The following is a 17,507-nucleotide window of genomic DNA, read 5'->3' on the forward strand; positions in this document are numbered from 1 at the left end:
GCACTCCCCTTAAAGACAAGGGAACTCATCACGCTTTATCTGTCAATCCTTACTCCACGTTCGCCACCCGCTTCTCCAGCAACGGCGCCAGATACTTCCCCGTAAAGCTGCCCTTGGCCTTCGCGACCTTCTCCGGCGTGCCTTCGGCGACGATCTCGCCGCCCTTGACGCCGCCTTCGGGGCCGAGGTCCAGGACCCAGTCGGCGGTCTTGATGACGTCGAGATTGTGTTCGATCACGACGACCGTGTTGCCTTGCTCGACCAGCGCGTGGAGGACTTCCAACAGTTTCCGCACATCCTCGAAATGGAGGCCGGTGGTGGGTTCGTCGAGGATGTAGAGCGTGTTGCCGGTGGCGCGGCGTGAGAGTTCCTTGGCGAGCTTGACGCGTTGCGCTTCGCCGCCCGAGAGCGTCGTCGCCTGCTGGCCGACCTTGACGTAGCCGAGGCCGACCTCGACCAGCATCGCCATCTTGTCGCGGATCGGGGGGACCGCCTTGAAGAACTCGGCGGCATCCTCGACAGTCATGTCGAGCACGTCGGCGATCGAATGGCCCTTGAACTTCACCTCGAGCGTCTCGCGATTGTAGCGCGCGCCGTGGCAGACGTCGCAGGTGACGTAGACGTCGGGGAGGAAGTGCATCTCGATCTTGAGCACGCCGTCGCCCTGGCACGCCTCGCAGCGGCCGCCCTTGACGTTGAAGCTGAAGCGGCCGGGCTTGTAGCCGCGCGCCTGCGATTCCGGCAGGCCGGCGAACCAGTCGCGGATCTGCGTGAAGCTGCCGGTGTAGGTGGCGGGGTTGCTGCGGGGGGTGCGGCCGATCGGCGACTGGTCGATGTCGATGACCTTGTCGAGATACTGGAGGCCGGTGATCTTGTCGTGCTTGCCCTGGACGATACGCGCGCCGTTCAACTCGCGCGCGGCGGCGGCGTAGAGCGTGTCGATCGTGAAGCTCGACTTGCCCGAGCCGGAAACGCCGGTGATGCAGGTGAAGGTGCCGAGCGGCAGGCTGGCGGTGACGCCGCGGAGGTTGTTGGCGACCGCGTTGTGGACGGTGAGCTTCTTGCCGTTGCCCTTCCGGCGCGTGGTCGGGACCGGCACTTCGCGCGTGCCGTTGAGATAGTCGGCGGTGATGCTGCCCTTCGACTTGAGGATCTGCTTCAGCGTGCCTTGGGCTACGACCTGGCCGCCGCGGACGCCGGCGCCGGGGCCCATGTCGATGATGTAGTCGGCGGTGCGGATCGCGTCCTCGTCATGCTCGACGACGAGCACGGTGTTGCCGAGATCGCGGAGACGGCGGAGCGTCTTGAGCAGCATGTCGTTGTCGCGCTGGTGCAGGCCGATCGAGGGCTCGTCGAGGACGTAGAGCACGCCGGACAGGCCGCTGCCGATCTGGCTTGCGAGGCGGATGCGCTGGCTTTCGCCGCCGCTCAGCGTGCCGCTGGTGCGGTCGAGGTTGAGGTAGTCCAGGCCGACATTGTTGAGGAAGCCGAGGCGCTCGACGATTTCCTTGAGGATGCGTTCGGCGATCGCGTTCTGCTGGTCGCCGAGGTGCTGCGGCATGTCGGTGAAGAACTGGAGCGCGTCGACCACCGAGAGATGCGTGGCGTAGGAGATGTCCTTCATCGCGATCTTGACCGCGAGCGCTTCCGGTTTCAGGCGCGCGCCGCCGCAGACTTCGCAGGGGGCGGCGGACTGGTACTTGCTCAGTTCCTCGCGCATCCATGCGGAGTCGGTCTGGAGCATGCGGCGGTTGAGGTTGCCGATGACGCCTTCGAACGGCTTGCTGACGTCGTATTTCTTCTTGCCGTCGATGAAGGTGAGCGTGACGGGCTTGCCCTTCGAGCCGTGCAGGATGGTGCTCTGGACCTCCGGCGGGAGGTCGGACCAGGGCGTCTCGATGTCGAACTTGAACTCGCGCGCGAGACTGCCGAGGACCTGCATGTAATAAGGCGACGGCGGGTTTGATTTCGCCCAGGGCACGACCGCGCCCTTCTTGATGCTGAGCATGTGGTTGGGGACGACGAGGTCTTCGTCGAACAGCAGCTTTTCGCCGAGGCCGTCGCAGGCCGGGCATGCGCCCTGGGGGGCGTTGAACGAGAACAGGCGGGGCTCGATCTCGGAAATGGTGAAGCCGCTGACCGGGCAGGCGAACTTCTCGCTGAACACGATGCGGCCGTCTGGGGCGTTGTTGCCGAGGATCTCGGACTTTGGCGTGTGCGGTTCGACCGGGTCGGCGGGGTCGACATAGGCTAGGCCGTCGGCGAGTTTCAGTGCGGTTTCGAAGCTCTCGGCGAGACGCGTGGCGATTTCGCCGCCCACGACGAGGCGGTCGACGACGACTTCGATGTCGTGCTTGTACTTCTTGTCGAGCACCGGGGCTTCGTCGATGTCGTAAATCTCCCCGTCGATGCGGACACGCGCGAAGCCGGCCTTCTGCCACTCGGCGAGTTCCTTGCGGTACTCGCCTTTCCGCCCGCGGACGACCGGGGCGAGCAGGTACAGGCGCGTGCCCTCGGGGAGCGCCATGACGCGGTCGACCATCTGGCTGACGGTCTGCGCCGCGATGGGCTCGCCGGTGGCGGGGGAATACGGGATGCCGACGCGCGCCCAGAGCAGGCGCATGTAGTCGTAGATCTCGGTGACGGTGGCGACGGTCGAGCGCGGGTTGCGGCTCGTGGTCTTCTGCTCGATCGAGATCGCGGGCGAGAGGCCCTCGATGTGGTCGACGTCGGGCTTCTGCATCAGCTCGAGGAACTGGCGGGCATAGGCGCTGAGCGATTCGACGTAGCGGCGCTGGCCCTCGGCATAGATCGTGTCGAACGCGAGTGAGGACTTGCCTGACCCAGAGAGCCCGGTGATCACCGTCAGCGTGTCGCGGGGGATGTCGATGTCGACGTCCTTGAGGTTGTGTTCACGCGCGCCGCGTACGGAAATCTTGGTCAGCATGGGGCGAAGTGTTCCATATTTGTTCGGGTGCGGCAAGCCTGTCGAGGCGCGCTTCGGTCGAGTGCAGAGATGGGTAACGCGGGTCCCGACCGAAAGGGGCCATTGTGGCGCGGCTCGACGATACTTACATGGTGTATTGGATAGACAATACAGCGTTGGAACGTGACATGGGCAAGAAGAAGGACGAGCGGAAACGGCGCGAGCGCGAGGCCGAACAGCGGCCGGTGAGCGCGCACGGATGTGCCGGCGACAACGCGCATGACGCTCGTAAAGACAGCGGAAAGAAGAATGCCGGGCACACGCATGACGCGCCGACGCCCTTTGCCGGAATTGCGGCGGCGGTCGCCCGTCAATTGGCGACGCCAGCGGGGCGTCAGGTGGTCGCGGCCGGACTGACGATGGCTGCCGCCGCCATCTCCCGACAGGATATGAAGAGTGCCGACCGCGCGGCGCGCCCTACTGCGCCGGAGCCGCATGTGTCACCGGAAACGCCGGCATCCCCGAAGGCCGTAGCTCCGGAGACTGTATCGCCGGAAGCTGGCGCAAAGCCTTCGACGGACCAGCCCACCCCCAGTCCCTATGCGGGCGACACGCCGGAACCACCGCGGGGCGAATTGCCCCCCGAGATGGCCAAGGTGATGGGCGCGGTCACGGCAGGCCTGGAAACGCTGTTCGCCGGATTCGGCAAGCCACGAAACGGCCCGCCCAAAAACTGACAGGCCTGGGCGCGCGCATTCGGCGCATGGGAAACGGTGTTGCATCCATGCTGGTGGCAATCGCCGCGGGTCCGTGCAGCCTCGTTATCCCACGCCGAGACTGACGCGCCTCAACGGCCGGCATCATCAGGCCCGCATCATTCGCAGGTGCATCATCCGATTCGGACTTGGGTGAGTTGGACACCGCGACTTGGGCGGGCCTAGCGTTTGCTCGGGGACACACATGGACAGACTTCATGCGGCTCCTCCAAGCGAACGGAGTATCTGCCATGTCTACCGAGAAAAAGGTCTGCGGCGTCGAAAGCCTGTCCGCCGAAATCAAGACACTCGCCGATAGCGCGGGCGCGTTGCACACGCAGCTCAACCGCAAGGCGGTATGCGGCGTCGAAAGCCTATCGGCCGAGATCAAGTCGGCGGTCGAGGGCCTCGCCGCGCTGCATGCCAAGGCCACCCGCTGACCACCGACCGATGACTTCGCGTCGCTCACCCCGCCTTGCCCTTGATAGGTCCCGGGAGGCGCGGGCGACGCGACCCTCTTAAAATGCATCGGAGGCGGTGATGACCCGAGCGATCAAGGCCGTGACGTTGACCGATACGCAATTGCGGATGCTCGATATCGGCGCGCCGGTAATCGTGTCGTGCGAGACACTGACCGGCGAAACCGTGGCGGTCCGGTTGCAGACGCGCGTACTCGTCGACGATACCGCGAACGATCCAGCGACCAGCCAGACCATCGCCGACCCCGGCGCCGTCGCCGACGACGGCGCCGCCATCAGCCCCGCTGCGGGCTGGACGACCCACGGCGCGTATGTCGCGGTGATGCCGGCGGGGGTGGATTATGGCAGCTAGGACGCTCGCGCTCGACCAGATGTACCGCGTACTGCGCGGGTTGCCGGGTACGATGACGCTGCGGATGCCGGACGGGCCGGAGTATATGCTGACCGTCGTCAATCCCAATGCGCCTGCCAATCGGTGCCAGGAAACGCTGGGCCTGTCGGTCACGCTGGAGGGGCCGGTGGGATCGGCCGATGCCACGACTATCACGATCGCGCTGCGCGAGCAGGATCTGACGACCTTGCGGACGGGGGCGCCGCTGCCCCTCGTGTTTGGCGCAATCCAGGTCAGCTTGCGCTCCAACCCCGGCGGGCACCTCGTGGATCTCGGCGAGGACTTGGCCCATGCCGCTCACTGAGCCCGTCGCCGCCGTCGCCGCCGTCGCCACGGCCATCCCGCGACCGCTGGGCCGTACGGGTCTAAATGTGTTTCCGGTCGGTCTGGGGGCGATGGCGCTTTCCATGCCGGGCGCGGTCGAGGCGGACGATGCGCCGGCGGCGGTGGTCCGCGCGGCGCTGGATGCCGGGGTGAATTTCATCGACACCGCCAATGTCTATTGTCCCATCGACGCGATCGGCGCGAACGAGCGACTGCTACGCGACACGCTGCGGGCGCTGGGTATCCGCGACGTCGTGATCGCCACAAAGGGCGGCGTCGACCGGGTCCGGCGCAAGGTCGATGCCAGCCCGGCATTCCTGCGCGCCTCCTGCATCGCCAGCCTGGTTGCCCTGGGATGCCGTGCGATCACGCTGTACCAGCTACATGCGGTCGACGATGACGTCCCGCTGGAGGACTCGATCGGCGAGCTTGCGCGGTTGCAGGCAGAAGGCAGGATCGTCCATCTCGGGATCTGCAACGCGACCGCGGACGAGCTTGCGCGCGCGCAGCGGACGGCCAGGATCGAGACTCTGCAGAACGCATGCAATCCATGGCAGGCCGAGGATTACACCAACGGCACGCTGGACGCATGCGTGGCGCAGGGGGTCAGCTATATTCCGCACAGCGTGGTCGGCGGCGCGGGCCGGCAGGCCGCAGTCGCTACGGTGCCGGCAATCGTGGCGATCGCGCAACGCTACGGCGTTTCCGCGCAGGCCGTCGTCGTCGCGTGGCATCTTGCCATGGGTCCCAGCGTCATACCAATTCCAGGCGCAAGCCGGGTCGCCTCGATCGTGTCGAGCGCCGCATCGGTCGGACTGACGCTGACCGCCGCGGAGGTGCGCTCGATCACCGCAGTCGGATCCTAAGCCCTGCCCAGGATCAGGCTGGCCGAGATCAGGCTGGCCGGAATCAGGCTGGCCGGGATCAGGCTGGCCGGGATCAGGCTGCCTGGTCATAGGCGGCGGATTTGCCGCGGTCGGCTTTTGCACCATACATGGCCTGGTCGGCACGGGCGATCAGATCGGCGATCGGCGTAGCGGCATCCGCCTCGACGACGCCGATGCTGACCGTGGCCGCGGAGGCGGCTGGACCGTATTGCGCCATGGTCTGTGCGAACTGATCGGCGATCCGCGTGGCGATGGCTCGCGCCTGCGCGATCGGCGTGGCTGGCAGCAGGCAGACGAACTCGTCGCCGCCCCATCGTGCGACATGGCCCTGCTCGCCGAGCGCTTTGCGTGCGATGTCGGCGAGCATGCGTAGCGCGGTATCGCCAGCCGCGTGGCCGTGGGAATCGTTGAGCGCCTTGAACCGATCGACGTCGAGCATCATGATCGAGCCCGGTTGCCGGTCGGCTGCATGTCCTGCAAGTTTGCGCGCGACGCGGTCGAGCCCCGCGCGGTTGAGGGCACCGGTCAGCCAGTCCCGCTCCATCTGGTCTCGCAGCGCGTTCTGGCCGCGCTCGGCCTGAAGGATCAGCAGCGAGAAGGTGCGGAAGATGATGAAGGCGATCTGGCCCGCGGCAAGCCAGGCACCGAGGCCGTCGTGCATGCCGGTCAGCTGCGTGCCGATCCGGTCGTGATAGGCGAGCCAGGCACGGCCGAGGAACAGCGGCACGGTGATCGCGAACAGCGTGGCGACGATCCAGCCGGTTTGCAGCGACTCCCTCCGCGCGAGGCGTAGCGCGGCGATCACGACGACGATGTCGAAGCTTGCTCGGACGACGCTGAGATAAGCGACCCGGAAGGGAAAATGCGCCGGGTCGTCGCTGACGACCAGCGGGGCGGCAAGAAGAACGGCGATGCCGAGCAGCGGCGCCAGGCGGGCTTCCGGGCGTGCGAACCGGAGCACGGCGCCAGCGATCAGCGCGTAGCCCACCACCGCAGCGGGGTTGCCGGTGTTGGGCGCCCAGGTGATGCCGATACTGTCGTTCAGGACCGCCATCATCGTACCGAACCCGACGACGAGATGGCCGCCGCCCCACAGGAGCGCCCATCTGCCGAACCGGCCGGTCGCGACAGGAATAAGGTGGACGAACCCCGCGACCAGCATGCCGAGCGCAGCGACCACGTAAAGGGTAGTGAGATCGAGCGCCACGGACACCTGCTGTTCGGTCGTTACGTGGCCTAATAGGCTGGCTTTGCTAAGGAATCGTTTGGGCACGGCGAGCTGACCCCAGTTTTCCGGGTTGGGTACTTCAGCACGTTGTGCCTGGTCCGCCATGAACCTGCGTTCCGACGTTCGCCGGGATACCGGATAGGAGTGGGCGTAGCGGACGAGACTTGCGAGGTACGCGGTTAGGACGTTTCCGGGACGCTAATGCGAGATCGCGGATGGCCCCAGCGCGGCGCTTCGGCCGGCAAACGCAGAGAGAGCGCCGATGGATGCTCCACCGACGCCCTCTCAGATTCACTTGGTCGCGGATGTCAGGTCTCGCTTGGCCGGACAGAGGCAAAGCCCCTGTCGTCGGACGGCGCTGGAGCGCCGCCGGCCGGGCAAGCCCTTTAGATCCATATCTAGCTCTTGCTAGATATGGATCGGCTTGCCCTGCACCGCCATCGCCGCCTCTTTAAGTGCCTCGGCATGCGTCGGATGCGCATGGCAGGTGTAGGCGATGTCCTCGCTGGTTGCACCGAATTCCATCGCGATGGCGGCTTCGGCGATCAGCGTTCCCGCCAGCGACGAGACGATCCAGACGCCGAGGACGCGGTCGGTCTTGGCGTCGGCGATGATCTTCACGAAACCGTCGGTGTCGCGGTTGGTCTTGGCGCGGCTGTTCGCGGCGAACGGGAACTTGCCGACCTTGATCTCGGTCTTTTCCTTCGCCGCCTCTTCCGTCAGGCCGACGCCGGCGATCTCGGGCATCGTGTACACGACGCTCGGGATGACGTCCTCGTTGACGATGCCGGTCTGGCCGGCGATGTTTTCCGCGACCGCGACGCCCTCGTCCTCGGCCTTGTGCGCGAGCATCAGGCCGGGGATGCAGTCGCCGATCGCCCAGACGCCGTCGACCTTGGTGCGGAACGAGTGGTCCGTCTCGATCTGGCCGCGCTTGTTGAGCTCCAGGCCGATGGCTTCGAGGTTGAGGCCGTCGACGTTAGCCTTGCGCCCGATCGAGACGAGCACCGCGTCGGCGGTCAGCGTCTCGGAAGCGCCACCGGCGGCGGGCTCGACGGTGACGGTCGCGATGCCGTTCTCGACGGTGACGCCGGTGACCTTGGTCGAGAGCTTCAGCTCCATGCCCTGCTTCTTGAAGAGCTTGGCAGTCTCGCGGCGGACTTCGCCGTCGAAGCCGGGGAGGATCTGGTCGACGAACTCGACGACGGTGACCTTCGCGCCGAGACGACGCCAGACGCTGCCGAGTTCGAGGCCGATCACGCCACCGCCGATGACGACCATATGCTCGGGGACCTTGGGAATCTCGAGCGCGCCGGTGCTGTCGACGACGGTCTTCTGGTCGACCGTGACGCCGGGGAGCGGCATCACGCTCGAGCCGGTGGCGATGACGATGTTCTTCGCGGTGACCTTCTGGCCGGCGACATCCACCGTATGTGCGTCCTGGAAAGCGGCCTTGCCCTTGAGCCACGTCACCTTGTTCTTCTTGAACAGGAATTCCACGCCGCCGGTCAGTTCCTTGACGGCCTTGGCCTTCTCGGCGTGCATCTGGTCGAGGTTCAGGGTGACGCCGGCGAACTCGACGCCGAACTTCGTCATGTGGCCGCCCTTGGCTTCCTCATACAGTTCGGACGAATGCAGCAACGCCTTGGACGGGATGCAGCCGACGTTGAGGCAGGTGCCGCCGAGCGTCTCGCGCGATTCGGCGCAGGCGGTGCGCAGGCCGAGCTGCGCGGCGCGGATCGCCGCGACGTAACCGCCGGGGCCCGCACCGATCACGAGGACGTCATAGTCGTAGTCAGCCATTGTCTTTGCTCTTCGCTGGGAGGGGAACAGCGCGGTCACGCTTCGTCCCGATGACAGTCATATGGCCATTGCACGCCTCGAATTCGAGGAGCGGCAACAACCGCGGAAGGATGTGTTCGACGTGGTCCGGCTCGAACCGGACATAGATGATGCCGGGCGGCGGGGTCGCTTGCTTCAGGAAAACCAGTTCACCGAAATCACGATCACACGTAATGAGAAAGCGATCGTCGGCGACCGCATGCGCGAGAATGATATCGTCTTTCTCGTCGGGTAAAATGACGGCAGCACGTACGACATCGTGTCCGGCTGTACTCAGAACGCGAGCGATGCGGCTACCGATGTTCGCATCGCACATCAGCCTCAAGCCGCGCGTGCCCGACCGATCGCGACATAGCTTTCGTCGTGCATGAGATCTGCGGCAAACAAGGCGGCGGCGCGGAGGTGCTCGGAAAGCACCCCCGGATATTCTTCCGCGATCTGGTCATAAGACCAACCCGCACCGACCAGCTTCAGGACGCGTTCCACGGTATAGCGCGTACCCCGAAAAACGGGCTTGCCGCCCATGATCCCGGGGTCCGAGTGAATGTGGTCGCGCCAGTCCATTGCTACCTCACAGGTCGATAAGAATCCGCGTCGGATCCTCGATAGCATTTTTCAGCGCGACGAGGAACGTCACGGCTTCGCGGCCGTCGATCAGGCGGTGGTCGTAGCTGAGCGCGAGGTACATCATCGGGCGGATGACGATCTCGCCGTTCACGACGACCGGGCGCTCCTCGATGCGGTGGAGGCCCAGCACGGCGGACTGCGGCGGATTGATGATCGGGGTCGACATCAGCGAGCCGAACACGCCGCCGTTCGAGATCGTGAAGGTGCCGCCCTTCATCTCGTCCATCTTGAGCGCGCCTTCCTTCGCGCGCTTGCCGAAGTCGCCGATCGTCTTCTCGATCGTCGCGACCGACATCTGGTCGGCGTCACGGATCACGGGGACGACGAGGCCGCCCGGCGACGACACCGCGACCGAGATGTCGGCGTAATCGTGATAGACGATGTCGTCGCCGTCGATCGATGCGTTGACCGACGGGATGTCGCGCAGCGCCATCGTCGCGGCCTTCACGAAGAAGCCCATGAAGCCCAACCGGACGCCGTGCTTCTTCTCGAACAGGTCCTTGTACTTGGCGCGCGCCTCGATCACCGCGGTCATGTCGACGTCGTTGAACGTCGTCAGCATCGCGGCGGTGTTCTGCGCTTCCTTGAGGCGCTTGGCGATCGTCTGGCGGAGGCGCGTCATGCGCACGCGCTCTTCGCCGCGACCCGATGCGGCGGCGGGGGCTGCTGCCGGAGCGGGCGCTGCGGCGGGAGCAGGCGCTGGCTTGCTCGACGCGGCGGCGGTCACGTCTTCCTTGGTGATTCTACCGTCGCGGCCGGTGCCCTTAACGGTGCCCGGGTCGACGCCGTGCTCGAGCACGGCGCGGCGCACCGACGGGGAGAGTGCGGCGGGCGAGTCGCTGGTGCCGGCGCCGGGCTGGTCGCCGTAGCCTGCGCCGGACTCGTCCTTGGCGGCGGGAGCAGCGGGGGTTGCCGTCGCAGCAGGTGCGGGCGCAGGAGCCGACGCGGCGGCGCCGTCACCCGAGTCGATCGTGGCGAGCATCGCGCCGACCTGCACGGTGTCACCGACGGCGACGGCGTGCTGGCCCATGACGCCGGCGACCGGCGACGGGACCTCGACCGAGACCTTGTCGGTCTCGAGGCTGGCGATCGGCTCGTCGACCGCGACGGGGTCGCCGGGCTGCTTCAGCCACTCGCCGAGGGTGGCTTCGGTGATCGATTCACCCAGGACGGGGACGGTGACTTCGGTTGCCATGTTCTATCTTCCTATCGTTCCCCGGCGAAGGCCGGGGCCCAGGTGGGAAAGCTTATCTTCAGCTACTGACGTCCCCCAACTGGGCCCCGGCCTTCGCCGGGGAACAGCAAGGGGACGGTGTTACGATGCGCGGGTGCGGCGGATTTCGTCGCGGACGTTGTGGCCGAGTGCGTCGGCGACGAGCGCGCCCTGCTCGGCCTGGTGACGCTTCATCAGCCCGGTCGCGGGCGACGCCGACGCGTTGCGCCCGGCATAGCGCGCGCGCTTCACAGGTGAGTTCACCGTCGCCAGCGCCTCCTCGATCAGTGGCTCGACGAAGAACCAATAGCCGTTGTTCTTCGGCTCTTCCTGCGCCCAGACGATCTCTTCGAGGTTCGGCATCCGCGCGACGCGTTCGGCGATCGGCTCGCCCGGGAAGGGATAGAGCTGCTCGACGCGAACGATCTGCGTATCCGTGTCGCCGTGGGCATCGCGTGCCTCGATCAGGTCGTACGCGACCTTGCCGGTGCACAGCACGAGCCGCTTCGTATCGACGTCCGCCGCACCGTTGGTGTCGGACAGGAGACGACGGAAGTGGCTGTCGCCCTGGAAATCCTCGGCGTTCGACACGGCCAGCTTGTGCCGCAACAACGACTTGGGCGTCATCACGATCAGCGGCTTGCGGAAGTTGCGGTGCATCTGCCGGCGGAGCAGGTGGAAATAGTTCGCCGGGCTGGTGCAGTTCGCGACCTGGATATTGTCGTCGGCGCACGACTGAAGGAAACGCTCGGGACGCGCCGAGCTGTGCTCAGGCCCCTGCCCTTCGTATCCGTGCGGGAGCAGCATCACGAGGCCGTTGGCGCGGAGCCACTTCGACTCGCCGGACGTGATGAACTGATCGATCATGATCTGCGCGCCGTTGACGAAATCGCCGAACTGCGCCTCCCAGAGGACCAGCGTCTTCGGGTCGGCGAGCGCATAGCCATACTCGAACCCGAGCACGCCATACTCGGACAGCGGGCTGTCGAGCACTTCGAAGCGGCCGTGCTCGATTTCCTGCAACGGCACGTACTTGTGCTCGTCGGTCTGGTCGACCCAGACCGCGTGGCGCTGCGAGAAGGTGCCGCGGCCCGAGTCCTGGCCGGACAGGCGGACGCCGTACCCTTCCGAGAGCAGGCCGCCGAACGCGAGCGCTTCGCCGGTCGCCCAGTCGAAGCCCTTGCCCGACTTGAACATCTCGCGCTTGGCATCGATCACGCGGTTGAGCGTCTTGTGGATCTTCACGCTGTCGGGGATCGTGGTCAGCGTACGGCCGAGCGAGTCGAACAGCTTCTGGCTGAGACCGGTCTCGACGTTGCGCCGCGCGGAACCGCCATCGGTCGGCGCGCTGAGGCCGGTCCAGCGACCGCCGAACCAGTCGGCCTTGTTGGGCTTGTACGACGACCCGGCTTCGAACTCGCCCTCGAGACGGAGCGTGAATTCCTTCACGTTCTCGTCGATCCAGGGCTGGTCGATCACGCCTTCCTTGATCAGGCGATCGCCGTACACCGAGCTGACGCCCGGGTGCTTGCGGATGATGTCGTACATCAGCGGCTGCGTGAAGGACGGCTCGTCGCCCTCGTTATGGCCGAAGCGGCGATAGCACCACATGTCGATGACGATGTCGCGGTGGAACTTCTGGCGGAATTCCATCGCCATCTTGGTCGCGAAGGTGACCGCCTCGGGATCGTCGCCATTGACGTGGAAGACCGGCGCCTGGACGCCCTTTGCCACGTCCGACGGATAGGGCGACGAGCGCGCGAACTGCGGCGATGTCGTAAAGCCGACCTGGTTGTTGATGATGAAGTGGACGCAGCCGCCGGTGTTGTAGCCGCGGATGCCGGAGAAGCCGAGGCACTCCCAGACGATCCCCTGCCCCGCGAACGCGGCGTCGCCGTGGATCAGCACGGGCAAGCTCGCCACGTGGTCCTTGAGATCGTTGTTGAGCGTCTGGATCGCGCGGGTCTTGCCGAGCACGACCGGGTCGGCGGCCTCGAGATGCGACGGGTTGGCGACCAGGCTCATGTGAACCTTGTGACCGTCGAACTCGCGGTCGGTGCTGGTGCCGAGGTGATACTTCACGTCGCCCGAACCGCCGATGTCGTCGGGGTTGGCCGAGCCGCCGGCGAATTCGTGGAAGATCACGCGCAACGGCTTGGCCATCACGTTGGCGAGCACGTTGAGGCGACCGCGATGCGCCATGCCGATCACGAGCTCACGCACGCCCATCTGGCCGCCATACTTGATCACGCTTTCGAGCGCGGGGATCATCGATTCGCCGCCGTCGAGGCCGAAGCGCTTCGTGCCGACATACTTCTTGCCGAGGAATTTCTCCCACTGCTCGGCCTGGATCACCTTGGTGAGGATCGCCTTCTTGCCGTCGGTGGAGAATTCGATCGCCTTGTCCTGGCCTTCCATGCGCTCCTGGAGGAAGCGGCGCTCCTCGACGTCGGAGATGTGCATGTATTCGAGGCCGACATTGCCGCAGTAATTCTTGCGCAACGTGTCGACGAGCTCGCGGATCGAGACCCATTCGAAGCCCATCGTGCCGCCGAGATAGACCTTCCGATCGATGTCGGCGTCGGAGAAGCCGTGATATTCGGTCTTCAGATCCTCGGGCATCTCGCGCTTCGACAGGCCGAGCGGGTCGAGATTGGCGGCGAGATGGCCACGGACGCGGTAGGTGCGGACGAGCAGCTGCGCGCGGATCGCATCGGCGGCGGCCTTGGCGATCTCTTCCTTCGAGACGGGCGCGGGTGCCGCTGCGGCGGGGGCGGGCTTGCCGCCCTTTGCGGGCTTGGGCGCGGGCTCCATCTGGGTGGGATCGAGCGCTGCGGTCAGGTCGTCCGTGGTGGTGAGCGGCCAGCGGGCGCTCTCCCAGCTCGGGCCCTGCGCGGAACCTTCGAGACCCTCAAAGAACGCGCGCCAACCGGATTCGACCGAGGCCGGGTCCGCGTTGAACTTGGCGTAGAGCGTCTCCACGAACGCCGGGCTGACGCCGGCTGCGATATCGCTGAAATCCTGGCCTTCGTAGCCCATCGTTCTCGTCCTAGCCGCTAAGAATTTCGTCATCCCGGGCTCGCCCCGGGACCCAGAGTTACGGGCGGCGCGCTGGCGACCCTGGATCCCGGGTCAAGCCCGGGATGACGATATGTTCAGCCCTTCAACACGCTCAGTAGCGTCTCGCCGAGCAGGCTGGGGCTTTCCGAGACCTTGATCCCGGCAGCTTCCATCGCCGCGATCTTGCTCTCCGCGTCGCCCTTGCCGCCCGACACGATCGCGCCGGCATGGCCCATGCGGCGCCCCGGAGGTGCCGTACGACCGGCGATGAAGCCTGCCATCGGCTTCGACCGACCGCGCTTGGCTTCGTCGCGGAGGAACTGTGCCGCCTGCTCTTCTGCGTCGCCGCCGATTTCGCCGATCATGATGATCGACTGGGTCTCGTCGTCGGCGAGGAACAGCTCGAGCACGTCGATGAAGTTCGTGCCGTTGACCGGATCGCCACCGATGCCGACCGCGGTCGTCTGACCAAGGCCTGCGTTCGACGTCTGGAACACCGCCTCATAGGTGAGCGTGCCTGAACGGCTCACAACGCCGACCGAGCCCTTCTTGAAGATCGAGCCGGGCATGATGCCGATCTTGCACTCGCCGGGGGTCAGCACGCCGGGGCAGTTCGGGCCGATAAGCCGCGACTTGGAGCCCGACAGCGCACGCTTGACCTTGACCATGTCGAGCACCGGGATGCCCTCGGTGATCGCGACGATCAGCTCGATCTCGGCGTCGATCGCCTCCAGGATCGAATCGGCGGCGAAGGGGGGCGGCACGTAGATGACCGACGCGGTCGCGCCGGTCATCGCCTTGGCTTCGGCGACGGTGTTGTAGACGGGGAGGTCGAGGTGGGTCGTGCCGCCCTTGCCGGGCGTGACGCCACCGACCATCTGCGTGCCGTATTCCAGCGCCATCTTTGTATGAAAGCTGCCGGTTTCGCCGGTCATGCCCTGGGTGATGACCTTGGTGTTCTTGTCGACGAGGATGCTCATCTTGTCTCGTTCCTTACCACCCCGGCGAAGGCCGGGGCCCAATTGGGAAAGCGGTCATGGTCGTGCGATGCGATCGTAAAGGTCGTCCCAAGTGGGATTGAAACCGTTGATCTCACGCAGTTTCCAGTCTCGTTTCCACTCCTTCATGTGCAGCTCACGCTGCCGGGCGGCTTCCCAACTACCGGCCAACTCATACCAGACGAGCAGCTTGCAGTCGTATTTCTTCGTGAACCCGGCGACGACGGCGTTGCGGTGTTCCCACACGCGCTTCGCCAGGTTCAACGTCGAGCCGAGGTAGATCGTGCCATTATATCCGCTGGCCATGATGTAGACGAACGCTTGTTCTTCCATCAGCGGGGACTTCCCAATTGGGCCCCGGCCTTCGCCGGGGTGGTGCGATCCTTACCTCACCTCAAATCAGTTCAATTACTCAAATCAGTTCAGCGAACCATCGATACCCTTGCAGGCGACGATGAGTTCCTTGACCGCGTCGACCGAGACCTGAAGGTTGCCCTTGGCTTCGTCGTCGAGCTTGATCTCGACGATCTTCTCGACGCCGCCGGCACCGATCACCACCGGCACGCCGACGTACAGATCGTCCAGGCCGTACTCGCCCGACACATATGCCGCCGCCGGCAGCACGCGCTTCTGGTCGTACAGATACGCCTCGGCCATCGCGATGCCGCTGGTCGCCGGCGCATAGTAGGCCGAGCCCGTCTTCAGCAGCGCGACGATCTCGCCGCCGCCGCCGCGCGTGCGCTTGACGATCGCGTCGATCTTTTCCTGGCTCGACATGCCCATCGCGATGAGATCCGGCACCGGGATACCCGATACGGTCGAGTAGCTGATGACCGGGACCATCGTGTCGCCATGGCCGCCCAGCACGAAGCTGGTGACGTCCTTGACCGAGACCTTGAACTCGTCGGCGAGGAAATGGCTGAAGCGCGCGCTGTCGAGCACACCTGCCATGCCGACGACCATGTGGTGCGGCAGCCCCGAGAACTCGCGGAGCGCCCAAACCATGGCGTCGAGCGGGTTGGTGATGCAGATCACGAACGCGTCGGGTGCGTTGGCCTTGATGCCCTCGCCGACCGCCTTCATGACCTTGAGGTTGATGCCGAGCAGGTCGTCGCGGCTCATGCCGGGCTTCCGCGCGACACCAGCGGTGACGATGATGACGTCCGCGCCGGCGATGTCGGCATAGTCGTTCGAGCCGGTGATCTGCGAGTCGAAGCCTTCTACGGGTCCGCACTGCGACAGGTCGAGCGCCTTGCCCTGGGGGATGCCCTCAGCGACGTCGAACAGGACGATATCGCCAAGGCCCTTGAGTGCTGCGAGGTGCGCGAGCGTACCGCCGATGTTACCGGCGCCGATCAGCGCGATCTTCTTGCGAGCCATTCCAATCCGTCTCCGTCTGATGTGCGGGGTGATTGGTGACGCCGGTTACGCGCATTATGGCGCTACGGCAACCGCTAAAAGGACAAAAGCGGGTTGTTATTGCGATTGGTTCTTATGTGCAATAAGCTTTGCCGGCTTCGTCGTCCTGACGAAAGTCAGGACCCAGGATACCAAACGCCGCATTCGTGGCTCTGGGTCCTGACTTTCGTCAGGATGACCGGAGGGGTCGGTCAGAGGTGGCCTTCCGCCAAATATTCCTCGGAGCGCATCTCTTCCAAACGGCTGATCGTGCGGTCGAACTCGAACCTGCCGTCGCCACTCTGGTAAAGGTCGCCGGGTTGCGCATCCGCAGCCGCAAGCAACTTCACCTTGTGCTCGTACAGCGCGTCGATCAGCGCCACGAACCGTGCCGCCTCGTTGCGGTTCTCCGGCCCGAGCTTAGGGATGCCGACGAGGATGACGGTGTGGAATTTCCGCGCGATGGCGAGGTAGTCGGCCACTCCCCTCGCCTCGCCGCACAGCTTCTTGAAACTGAACACCGCGACGCCCTTGAGCGATTTCGGCACCCGCAGCGTGCGGCCCTGCACCACGAGGTCTTCGGCGGGGACGTGCTCGCTGTCGTCGGTCGAGAAGTCGGTGAGGCGGAAGAACGCGGCGGAGAGCTGCGCGGTCGCCTCGGGGCCATTGGGGACGAGCCAGGTGTCCTGGCTGCCGAGACGATCGCGGCGATAGTCGACCGGGCCGTTGAGCGGGAGCACGTCGAGGCGGTGTTCGATCGTCGCGATGAAGGGCAGGAAATGCTCGCGGTTGAGGCCGTTCTTGTAGAGATCGGACGGCGGCCGGTTCGAGGTGGTGACGATCGTCACGCCGGAATCGAGCAGCGAGGTCACCAGCCGCGACAGGATCATCGCGTCGGGGCTGTTGGTGACCATCATCTCGTCGAACGCGAGCAGGCGGGTCTCGTCGGCGATTGCGGCGGCGACGGGGACGATCGGGTCGCCGACTTCCTTGCGACGCTCGGCGGCGATGCGCGCGTGGACCTCGAGCATGAACTCGCCGAAGTGGACGCGGCGCTTCTTTTCGACGGGCGCGTTCGCGAAGAACAGGTCCATGAGCATGGACTTGCCGCGACCGACCCCGCCCCAGAGGTAGACGCCGCGGGGGTCCGGTTTCTTCGAGAAGCGCGCGAAGAAGCCGGTGGACTTGGGGATGCCGAGTTCGGTGGCGAGGGTGTTGAGGCGGCCGGCGGCGGCGGCTTGTTCGGGGTCGGGACGGAGTTCGCCTGAGGCTACGAGGGCTTCGTAGGCTTTGAGGACGGTCACTTCGCCACCCCTGCACCACCCCGGCGGAGGCCGGGGCCCAATATGGAAGGTTTTGATAATGGAGCGGGGCGCTTC

The 17,507-nt window shown here is 65.5% G+C and carries 16 protein-coding genes; 5 read left to right on the forward strand and 11 right to left on the reverse strand.

From position 1 onward, the window contains the following. Positions 1-49 precede the first annotated feature (49 nt). The gene (uvrA, locus tag U1737_RS10180) at positions 50-2,947 is read right to left on the reverse strand and encodes an excinuclease ABC subunit UvrA (RefSeq protein WP_332796713.1); all 2,898 of its coding nucleotides are present in this window, start codon (positions 2,945-2,947) and stop codon (positions 50-52) included. Between the two features lie 104 nt (positions 2,948-3,051). Here uvrA and U1737_RS10185 point away from each other — a divergent pair, with 104 nt between their 5' ends. From U1737_RS10185 to U1737_RS10205, 5 genes are all read left to right on the forward strand, one after another. Further along, a complete protein-coding gene (locus U1737_RS10185) occupies positions 3,052-3,663 on the forward strand; it encodes a hypothetical protein (RefSeq protein ID WP_332796714.1) in 612 nt (203 codons plus the stop codon). A 269-nt stretch (positions 3,664-3,932) separates the two neighbouring features. Further along, a complete protein-coding gene (locus U1737_RS10190; protein ID WP_248522739.1) occupies positions 3,933-4,121 on the forward strand; it encodes a hypothetical protein in 189 nt (62 codons plus the stop codon). A gap of 100 nt (positions 4,122-4,221) precedes the next feature. Continuing rightward, positions 4,222-4,512, forward strand: coding sequence for a hypothetical protein (locus tag U1737_RS10195; RefSeq protein ID WP_332796715.1), 291 nt, complete (start codon positions 4,222-4,224; stop codon positions 4,510-4,512). Next, complete coding sequence (locus U1737_RS10200; RefSeq protein ID WP_248522737.1) at positions 4,502-4,855, forward strand: hypothetical protein; 354 nt, start codon at positions 4,502-4,504, stop codon at positions 4,853-4,855. Before U1737_RS10195 ends, U1737_RS10200 begins: the two co-directional genes overlap by 11 nt. After that, complete coding sequence (locus U1737_RS10205; RefSeq protein WP_332796716.1) at positions 4,842-5,741, forward strand: aldo/keto reductase; 900 nt, start codon at positions 4,842-4,844, stop codon at positions 5,739-5,741. The genes U1737_RS10200 and U1737_RS10205 overlap by 14 nt, the downstream gene beginning before the upstream one ends. Positions 5,742-5,814: 73 nt before the next feature. On the opposite strand, the gene U1737_RS10210 is transcribed toward U1737_RS10205, so the two are convergent. The 10 genes from U1737_RS10210 to zapE all read right to left on the reverse strand — a co-directional run bounded on the left by U1737_RS10210 (position 5,815) and on the right by zapE (position 17,432). Next, complete coding sequence (locus U1737_RS10210) at positions 5,815-6,969, reverse strand: GGDEF domain-containing protein (RefSeq protein ID WP_332796717.1); 1,155 nt, start codon at positions 6,967-6,969, stop codon at positions 5,815-5,817. Positions 6,970-7,398: 429 nt separating this feature from the next. Continuing rightward, entirely contained in the window at positions 7,399-8,793 is a 1,395-nt protein-coding gene (gene lpdA / locus U1737_RS10215) for a dihydrolipoyl dehydrogenase (protein WP_332796718.1), read from the reverse strand. After that, on the reverse strand, positions 8,786-9,148 hold the full coding sequence (locus U1737_RS20735) for a DUF5615 family PIN-like protein (RefSeq protein ID WP_353460642.1): 363 nt from the start codon (positions 9,146-9,148) through the stop codon (positions 8,786-8,788). The genes lpdA and U1737_RS20735 overlap by 8 nt, the downstream gene beginning before the upstream one ends. Positions 9,149-9,153: 5 nt before the next feature. Then, a complete protein-coding gene (locus U1737_RS10225; protein WP_147079310.1) occupies positions 9,154-9,396 on the reverse strand; it encodes a DUF433 domain-containing protein in 243 nt (80 codons plus the stop codon). 7 nt (positions 9,397-9,403) lie between these two features. Further along, positions 9,404-10,654 (reverse strand): 2-oxoglutarate dehydrogenase complex dihydrolipoyllysine-residue succinyltransferase, encoded by a 1,251-nt coding sequence (gene odhB, locus U1737_RS10230; protein ID WP_248522732.1) that lies wholly within the window; start codon positions 10,652-10,654, stop codon positions 9,404-9,406. A 120-nt stretch (positions 10,655-10,774) separates the two neighbouring features. Then, positions 10,775-13,711 carry a 2-oxoglutarate dehydrogenase E1 component gene (locus tag U1737_RS10235; protein WP_248522731.1) on the reverse strand — a complete coding sequence of 979 codons (2,937 nt, stop codon included), beginning with the start codon at positions 13,709-13,711 and terminating at the stop codon, positions 10,775-10,777. A gap of 116 nt (positions 13,712-13,827) precedes the next feature. Continuing rightward, entirely contained in the window at positions 13,828-14,712 is an 885-nt protein-coding gene (gene sucD, locus U1737_RS10240) for a succinate--CoA ligase subunit alpha (RefSeq protein ID WP_056047458.1), read from the reverse strand. A gap of 54 nt (positions 14,713-14,766) precedes the next feature. Further along, a complete protein-coding gene (locus U1737_RS10245; protein WP_248522730.1) occupies positions 14,767-15,063 on the reverse strand; it encodes a GIY-YIG nuclease family protein in 297 nt (98 codons plus the stop codon). 84 nt (positions 15,064-15,147) lie between these two features. Continuing rightward, positions 15,148-16,110, reverse strand: a complete 963-nt coding sequence (mdh, locus tag U1737_RS10250; RefSeq protein WP_332796719.1) for a malate dehydrogenase — start codon at positions 16,108-16,110, stop codon at positions 15,148-15,150. Between the two features lie 230 nt (positions 16,111-16,340). After that, entirely contained in the window at positions 16,341-17,432 is a 1,092-nt protein-coding gene (gene zapE, locus U1737_RS10255; protein ID WP_248522728.1) for a cell division protein ZapE, read from the reverse strand. Positions 17,433-17,507: the final 75 nt, after the last annotated feature.

It is taken from the genome of Sphingomonas fucosidasi (genome assembly GCF_036663855.1).
In the GTDB taxonomy this organism is placed as follows: Bacteria; Pseudomonadota; Alphaproteobacteria; order Sphingomonadales; family Sphingomonadaceae; genus Sphingomonas; species Sphingomonas faeni_B.

What these genes read in the sequence shown, in the direction of transcription:
- U1737_RS10200 (WP_248522737.1), top strand. Translation starts at nt 4,502, where the DNA reads ATGGCAGCTAGGACGCTCGCGCTCGACCAGATGTACCGCGTACTGCGC.
- U1737_RS10235 (WP_248522731.1), bottom strand. Translation starts at nt 13,711, where the DNA reads ATGGGCTACGAAGGCCAGGATTTCAGCGATATCGCAGCCGGCGTCAGC.
- uvrA (WP_332796713.1), bottom strand. Translation starts at nt 2,947, where the DNA reads ATGCTGACCAAGATTTCCGTACGCGGCGCGCGTGAACACAACCTCAAG.
- mdh (WP_332796719.1), bottom strand. Translation starts at nt 16,110, where the DNA reads ATGGCTCGCAAGAAGATCGCGCTGATCGGCGCCGGTAACATCGGCGGT.
- sucD (WP_056047458.1), bottom strand. Translation starts at nt 14,712, where the DNA reads ATGAGCATCCTCGTCGACAAGAACACCAAGGTCATCACCCAGGGCATG.
- U1737_RS10225 (WP_147079310.1), bottom strand. Translation starts at nt 9,396, where the DNA reads ATGGACTGGCGCGACCACATTCACTCGGACCCCGGGATCATGGGCGGC.
- U1737_RS10190 (WP_248522739.1), top strand. Translation starts at nt 3,933, where the DNA reads ATGTCTACCGAGAAAAAGGTCTGCGGCGTCGAAAGCCTGTCCGCCGAA.
- odhB (WP_248522732.1), bottom strand. Translation starts at nt 10,654, where the DNA reads ATGGCAACCGAAGTCACCGTCCCCGTCCTGGGTGAATCGATCACCGAA.
- lpdA (WP_332796718.1), bottom strand. Translation starts at nt 8,793, where the DNA reads ATGGCTGACTACGACTATGACGTCCTCGTGATCGGTGCGGGCCCCGGC.
- U1737_RS20735 (WP_353460642.1), bottom strand. Translation starts at nt 9,148, where the DNA reads ATGTGCGATGCGAACATCGGTAGCCGCATCGCTCGCGTTCTGAGTACA.
- U1737_RS10195 (WP_332796715.1), top strand. Translation starts at nt 4,222, where the DNA reads ATGACCCGAGCGATCAAGGCCGTGACGTTGACCGATACGCAATTGCGG.
- U1737_RS10245 (WP_248522730.1), bottom strand. Translation starts at nt 15,063, where the DNA reads ATGGAAGAACAAGCGTTCGTCTACATCATGGCCAGCGGATATAATGGC.
- U1737_RS10205 (WP_332796716.1), top strand. Translation starts at nt 4,842, where the DNA reads ATGCCGCTCACTGAGCCCGTCGCCGCCGTCGCCGCCGTCGCCACGGCC.